Source organism: Bacteroides timonensis, from assembly GCF_000513195.1.
Lineage (GTDB): Bacteria > Bacteroidota > Bacteroidia > Bacteroidales > Bacteroidaceae > Bacteroides > Bacteroides timonensis.
Genome location: NZ_CBVI010000135.1, coordinates 25162 through 31536 on the forward strand (window position 1 = coordinate 25162; position 6375 = coordinate 31536).

Sequence of the window (6375 nt, forward strand, 5' to 3'; positions counted from 1 at the left end):
CTTACTTCTTACCGTTATTTTTGGCCTCAATACTCAGTGTAGCATGGGGCACAGCACGCAAACGTTCGGCAGGAATCAACTTACCTGTTTCACGGCAAATACCATACGTTTTATTCTCGATGCGTACCAATGCGGCTTGCAAACCCTGGATAAACTTCAACTGACGTTGAGCCAGGCGTGTCGTTTCTTCTTTGGACAAAGTGTTGGCACCTTCTTCCAAAACTTTGTACGTAGGAGACGTATCGTCGGTATCATTACCATCGGCTCCGGTTAAACTGGCTTTCAGCAATTCGTAATCGCGTTGTGCCAATTCTAACTTCTCATTAATAATGGCGCGGAATTCTTCCAATTCAGCATCCGAGTATCTTGTTTTTTCTGCCATAACTTTACGTGTTAAATCGTTAGTATTATTATTCTTTTACAACGCTTACGTACAGGGAGAAATCGTCAAAGTTAAGTTCCGTGCCGTTTTCCACCTCATCGGTCAGCGTCAGTGAGGTTCCTAAAACCTGGTTACAAATATAGTCTTTATATTCGTTTACCGCATCATCTGTTTGCTGATTTTTTGATAATGTAATCTTTATTTTGTCCGTTATCTCCAAACCGCTTGACTTGCGGATATTCTGAATACGGTTAACCAACTCACGGGCAACGCCTTCCCGGCGAAGCTCTTCTGTAACGGTTACATCCAGGGCAACAGTCAGCTTTCCTTCGTTGGCAACCAGCCATCCCGGAATGTCTTCACTGAAGATTTCTACGTCAGCGGCTTCCACAACCACATCCGCACCATCCAGTTGCAAAGTATAAGAACCGTTCTTTTCCAGTTCAGCGATAGCTTCCTGTGGCATTTCCGCTACAGCGGCAGCTACGGCTTTCATCTGTTTGCCGAATTTCGGTCCCATCTTCTTGAAGTCACATTTCACTTTCTTCACCAACACACCGGCGGCACCGTCTACGAACTTGATATCCTTCACGTTCACTTCGCTCATGATAAGAGCTTTTACTGCTTCGATGTGGGCACGTTGTTCCTCGTCCACTACCGGTATCATGATACATTGCAGCGGCTGGCGTACTTTGATGTTCACCTTGCGGCGCAAAGCCAATACCATAGAAGTTACGTCCTGTGCCATTTGCATACGGGCTTCCAGTTCTCTGTCTATCATTTCCTCGTTATATTCGGGGAATTTAGCCAGGTGTACGGATACCACGTTGTCGCGTCCTGTTGCGGTAACCAAGTCCATATAGAGCTTGTCGGCATAGAACGGAGCGATGGGCGACATCAGTTTGGCAACGGTTTCCAGACAAGTGTACAGAGTCTGGTATGCAGATAACTTATCCTGCGTAAATTCACCACCCCAGAAACGTTTACGGTTCAGACGAACGTACCAGTTGGAGAGGTTGTCGTTTACGAAGTCGGATATCAGACGTCCGGCCTTTGTCGGCTCGTATTCGCTGTAGCAAGTATCCACTTCTTTCACCAGTGTATTCAGTACAGAGAGTATCCAACGGTCGATTTCAGGGCGTTCAGCCATCGGCACGTCAGCTTCCTTGTATTCAAATCCGTCCACATTGGCGTAGAGGGAGAAGAAAGAATATGTATTATATAAGGTACCGAAGAATTTACGACGAACTTCCTCGATGCCGTCTACGTCGAATTTCAGGTTATCCCACGGAGAAGAGTTGGTGATCATATACCAGCGCAAGGGGTCAGATCCGTATTTCTCGATAGTCGAGAAGGGATCTACGCCATTGCCCAGACGTTTGGACATCTTGTTACCATTCTTATCAAGTACCAATCCGTTAGAGATAACAGCCTTGTAAGAGATGGTATCGAATACCATTGAAGCGATTGCATGGAGTGTAAAGAACCAACCGCGAGTCTGATCCACACCTTCGGCGATAAAGTCGGCAGGGTAAACCTGATGGCTATCCAGCAGTTCTTTGTTCTCGAACGGATAGTGGATTTGTGCATACGGCATAGCTCCGGAATCGAACCATACGTCTATCAGGTCCGCTTCACGCTTCATGGGCTTGCCGTCTTTCGATACGAGGATGATGTCATCCACATACGGACGGTGCAAGTCTATCTTATCATAATTTTCTCCATTGTACTCTCCGGGTACGAAACCTTTATCCTTATAAGGATTAGACTTCATGAATCCGGCAGCTACGGATTTCTCTATTTCATTATAAAGCTCTTCAACAGAACCGATGCAGATTTCCGCGCTGTTGTCTTCCGTACGCCAGATAGGCAGCGGAGTACCCCAGTAACGTGAACGGCTCAGGTTCCAGTCATTCAGATTTTCCAGCCACTTGCCAAAACGTCCCGTACCAGTGCTTTCCGGTTTCCAGTTGATCGTCTTATTCAGCTCAATCATGCGGTCTTTGCAAGCGGTAGAGCGGATGAACCAGCTATCCAACGGATAATACAATACCGGTTTGTCCGTACGCCAGCAGTGCGGATAATTGTGCACATGCTTCTCTATCTTGAACGCTTGGTTATTGGCTTTCATCATCATGCAGAGACTTACGTCCAGACTTTCGTCCTGATCTGTCAGATTCGGATCGTAATCGTTCTTCACGAAACGGCCTGCATATTCCTTATATAAATCTACGTTTACGCGCTCTTTCACGAAGTTCTCGTCCAGTTCGTCCAATTTATAGAACTTACCGGTCAGGTCCACCATCGGGCGGAGTTCGCCTTTTTTATTGATGAGTTGCAACGGCGGAACACCGGCAGCTTTTGCTACCTGGGCATCGTCCGCACCGAATGTCGGAGCGATATGTACGATACCTGTACCGTCTTCCGTAGTCACATAGTCACCTAAGATTACGCGGAATGCACCTTCACCCGGATTCACCCAAGGTATCAGTTGTTCATATTCCATACCTACAAGTTCCGGACCTTTATATTCTCCTATAACTTTGAACGGTATCAGTTTGTCTCCCGGTTTGTAATCTTCCAGAGCAATGTCTTCCGCTTTCTTATTGAAATGCGTGTAGAGCAAAGCTTTGGCAAGTACAACGGTGATTTTCTCTCCGGTGTATCCGTTGTAGCTTTGTACGGCTACATAGTCTATCTTCGGGCCTACGCAAAGCGCAGTATTCGAAGGTAATGTCCACGGAGTGGTGGTCCATGCAATGAAATACGGAGTTCCCCACTCTGCCATTTCCGGCTTCGGGTTCTTCATCTTAAACTGTGCCACGCAGGTCACATCCTTCACGTCGCGGTAGCAACCGGGCTGGTTCAATTCGTGTGAGCTCAGTCCTGTTCCGGCAGCGGGAGAATACGGCTGTATGGTGTATCCTTTATAAAGATACCCTTTTGTATAGAGTTGCTTCAACAGCCACCACAATGTTTCGATGTAGCGGTTGTCGTAGGTGATATAAGGATCGGTCATGTCTACCCAATACCCCATCTTGTGAGTCAGATCTTCCCATTCTTTGGTGAACTTCATCACATCTTTGCGGCAGGCAGCGTTATAGTCGGCTACGGAGATCGTTTTACCGATATCTTCCTTGGTGATGCCCATTGCTTTTTCCACACCCAGTTCCACAGGAAGTCCGTGTGTGTCCCATCCGGCTTTACGTTTCACCAGGAAACCTTTCATGGTTTTGTAACGGCAGAAAATATCTTTGATGGAGCGAGCCATTACGTGGTGAATGCCCGGCATACCGTTGGCAGAGGGCGGTCCTTCATAAAAAACGAAAGAAGGACAGCCTTCACGTTCTGTCATACTCTTGGCGAAAACCTGGTTCTCGTCCCATTTCTTCAACACTTCCGCGTTTACCTTTGAGAGGTCGAACTGCGAATATTCGGCAAACTTCTTACCCATCTTATTTGCAATTTAACTATTTACAATTTAACGATCAAGGGGGGTACTTTGAGACGTGCTAAAGCAACCCTCCTTATTTTAAGGGTGCAAAGTTACAAAAAAGTTAGAGAAAAGATATTATTGAATAGAAAAAAACGTATCTAAATGGAATACGACTCTACAAAGAAGTGTTATTCACAAATCTTTTTGTTATTTTTGCCTGTCATAATTGATTATTCACCCAAACAAAACATCAAAAACAATAGTATGGACAAAGATCTAAAAAAGGTTGTGGTACTTCTGGCACACCCCAACATGGAAAACTCACAAGTCAATAAAGCCCTGTTTGATGCCATAAAGGATATAGAAGATGTGGCTATATTTAATCTATACGAGATGTCAGAGCAAGATATTCTCAATATGGATGCATGGAGCCGGATTATATCTCATGCCAATGCAGTGGTATATCAGTTTCCATTTTATTGGATGTCGGCACCATCTTTATTAAAGAAATGGCAGGACGGGATATTTACCTATTTGGCAAAAACTCCGGCAGTAGCCGGTAAACCTTTGTTGGTGGCTACCACTACCGGTTCTGAATTTGATGCGTATCGAAGTGGAGGAAGAAATCGCTTCACGGTGGATGAACTCTTGCGTCCTTATCAGGGTGGCGCTGTGCATGCAGGGATGGTATGGCAGACTCCTTTCGTAGTGTATGGTATGGGAACACCCGATGCGGAAAAGAATATTGCCCTGGCAGCGGATCTTTATAAAAAACGGGTAATGGCACTTATCGGGAAAGATAAATCGGAAGATAGCTGGTAAAGTGTAAAGTACCAGTCAAAACCCTAGATTTTGCCTTTACGATGTTGTATCTTTGTAGAAGCTTTAAGCTGAGTTTTATTGTAAACCTAAACCTTTAGTAAAATGGCAAAAGTTAGTCTTTCTTTTCGGAAACCTTTAAACGGTGCATTAATCTGACAACTATATTATGTAATACAGGCTGTATGCCGGATAATTATGGGTGGTTTACTCGTTGGCAAATCAAATAGATTATAGTTATTTCAGATGTTCGGTATCTGGAATAATAATAGGCAAAAAAGAAGATAAGGTGGCATTTCCTCACAAGGATTTGCCACCTTTTTTGTTGATTTATATTTAAATTGGGATTGAAAGCATATTTCTGCGCTGTTAATAAACATTGGATACGCTCTTAAAAAACGTTCCGGTTATTCTTTAAAAACGTTGTTTGCGGTTATTAACGAGATGTTTCAGGTGTTATGATTTCAGATCATTCTTATTAGCTTAATTCATTCGCCTAATTGATAGTGCTAAATGCATGATAATATATTGCTGAGATTAATCTTTTCTCTTTCTTTGTAGAAAAATAAAACTCACAATAGATTCTTAGAGAAAAAACGTTATATAGAGAGATAAATTATGAGCAAAGTCACCCCAAAAACAAAATCAATAAAAGATTGTCGGACTTTTGATGAAATTTTAGATGTTGAGTATGGAACTCCAGGAACTCCTAACCCCTTGTGTTTTTTCTAAAATAAATCCTCCTCTCCTTGGATAGTGTCTGAAATATGCACTACCTTTGTCGCCAAAGCAAAAACATTGCATGTGAAAAGGTTACTTTCCAACATCGTAAAGTATGTACTGATAGTAGTATTTGTTTATTACTACGTGGGGAACACAGCCTTTGTCCATACACATGTAGTCGATCATTTCCTCGTAACTCACTCCCACCCCTACCTTCCGGGTATGCACCATTCGCACACGGAGGCACAGTGGGAAACCGTCTCCTGGTTCAATTTATTATGCCTGGACAGTTCGCATGAGTTACCGATAGTTCCCTTTATTTTATTTTTCCTGAGTTTCATCTTCCTGTTGCATGGAGCAAACCGGATTGTTCGCACGGCCCGGTTTTTCCATTTACGTTCTCCACCCTGTCATGTATGCTGAACAGATTTTGTTATTTTCGTATGTAGCCTGAAAGGCAGAGCATATGCAAAACCTTAATCTGTTATTCCCAAAATACATGAAGAAAAACGAGTTCTTATCATAACGACGAAGAAATGAAATACATATATTTATTGTGCCTGACCGGCATGATGTGCTATGCCTGTACCGGTCAGCAAAAAGAAGAGGAAAACCTGGAATTTTCTGTCTCAGGAGATACTATTATGGTATCTTCGGAATCCCCCATCGCCAAGAAACTGAAAATAAGCGAAGTTCAGAAAGAGTTGCATGAAACGACATTCACAGTTTCGGGTATCGTGAAAGCCATACCCAACCATTATGCAGAAATAGCCTCTCCGTTTGCAGGACGGGTGACGCGTTCCTTTATCCGTCTGGGACAAAAAGTGGATAAAGGCAGTCCCCTGTTTGAAATCAGTTCGCCCGACTTCTTTGAAACCGGAAAAGTCTACTACCAGGCAAAACAGGAAATGGAACTGGCTTCCAAGAATCTGCGCCGGGAACAGGACTTGTATGCACACAAAGTAAGTGCGCAAAAAGAAGTGGAAGAAGCCGAAGTGAACTATGAACTGAAAAA

5 protein-coding genes are annotated in these 6375 nt (G+C 43.7%); 3 read left to right on the forward strand and 2 right to left on the reverse strand.

Annotated features, from left to right (window positions below; genetic code table 11):
* Position 1: 1 nt before the first annotated feature.
* On the reverse strand, positions 2 to 382 hold the full coding sequence (locus BN161_RS24015) for a TraR/DksA family transcriptional regulator (protein ID WP_007218473.1): 381 nt from the start codon (positions 380 to 382) through the stop codon (positions 2 to 4).
* Between the two features lie 28 nt (positions 383 to 410).
* Positions 411 to 3836 (reverse strand): isoleucine--tRNA ligase, encoded by a 3426-nt coding sequence (gene ileS / locus BN161_RS24020; RefSeq protein ID WP_044271070.1) that lies wholly within the window; start codon positions 3834 to 3836, stop codon positions 411 to 413.
* Between the two features lie 246 nt (positions 3837 to 4082).
* Here ileS and BN161_RS24025 point away from each other — a divergent pair, with 246 nt between their 5' ends.
* The 3 genes from BN161_RS24025 to BN161_RS24030 form a co-directional block, all read left to right on the forward strand.
* Positions 4083 to 4640: an NAD(P)H-dependent oxidoreductase gene (locus BN161_RS24025; protein WP_044271077.1), complete on the forward strand. Its 558-nt coding sequence runs from the start codon at positions 4083 to 4085 to the stop codon at positions 4638 to 4640.
* A gap of 801 nt (positions 4641 to 5441) precedes the next feature.
* Complete coding sequence (locus BN161_RS29595; RefSeq protein WP_125910919.1) at positions 5442 to 5783, forward strand: hypothetical protein; 342 nt, start codon at positions 5442 to 5444, stop codon at positions 5781 to 5783.
* A gap of 113 nt (positions 5784 to 5896) precedes the next feature.
* Positions 5897 to 6375, forward strand: a 479-nt coding sequence (locus tag BN161_RS24030; protein ID WP_044271072.1) for an efflux RND transporter periplasmic adaptor subunit, incomplete at its 3' end; no start/stop codon positions are given.

Excerpts from the sequence above, each read along its gene's own strand:
- BN161_RS24015 (WP_007218473.1), bottom strand. The coding sequence starts at position 382 with ATGGCAGAAAAAACAAGATACTCGGATGCTGAATTGGAAGAATTCCGC.
- ileS (WP_044271070.1), bottom strand. The coding sequence starts at position 3,836 with ATGGGTAAGAAGTTTGCCGAATATTCGCAGTTCGACCTCTCAAAGGTA.
- BN161_RS24025 (WP_044271077.1), top strand. The coding sequence starts at position 4,083 with ATGGACAAAGATCTAAAAAAGGTTGTGGTACTTCTGGCACACCCCAAC.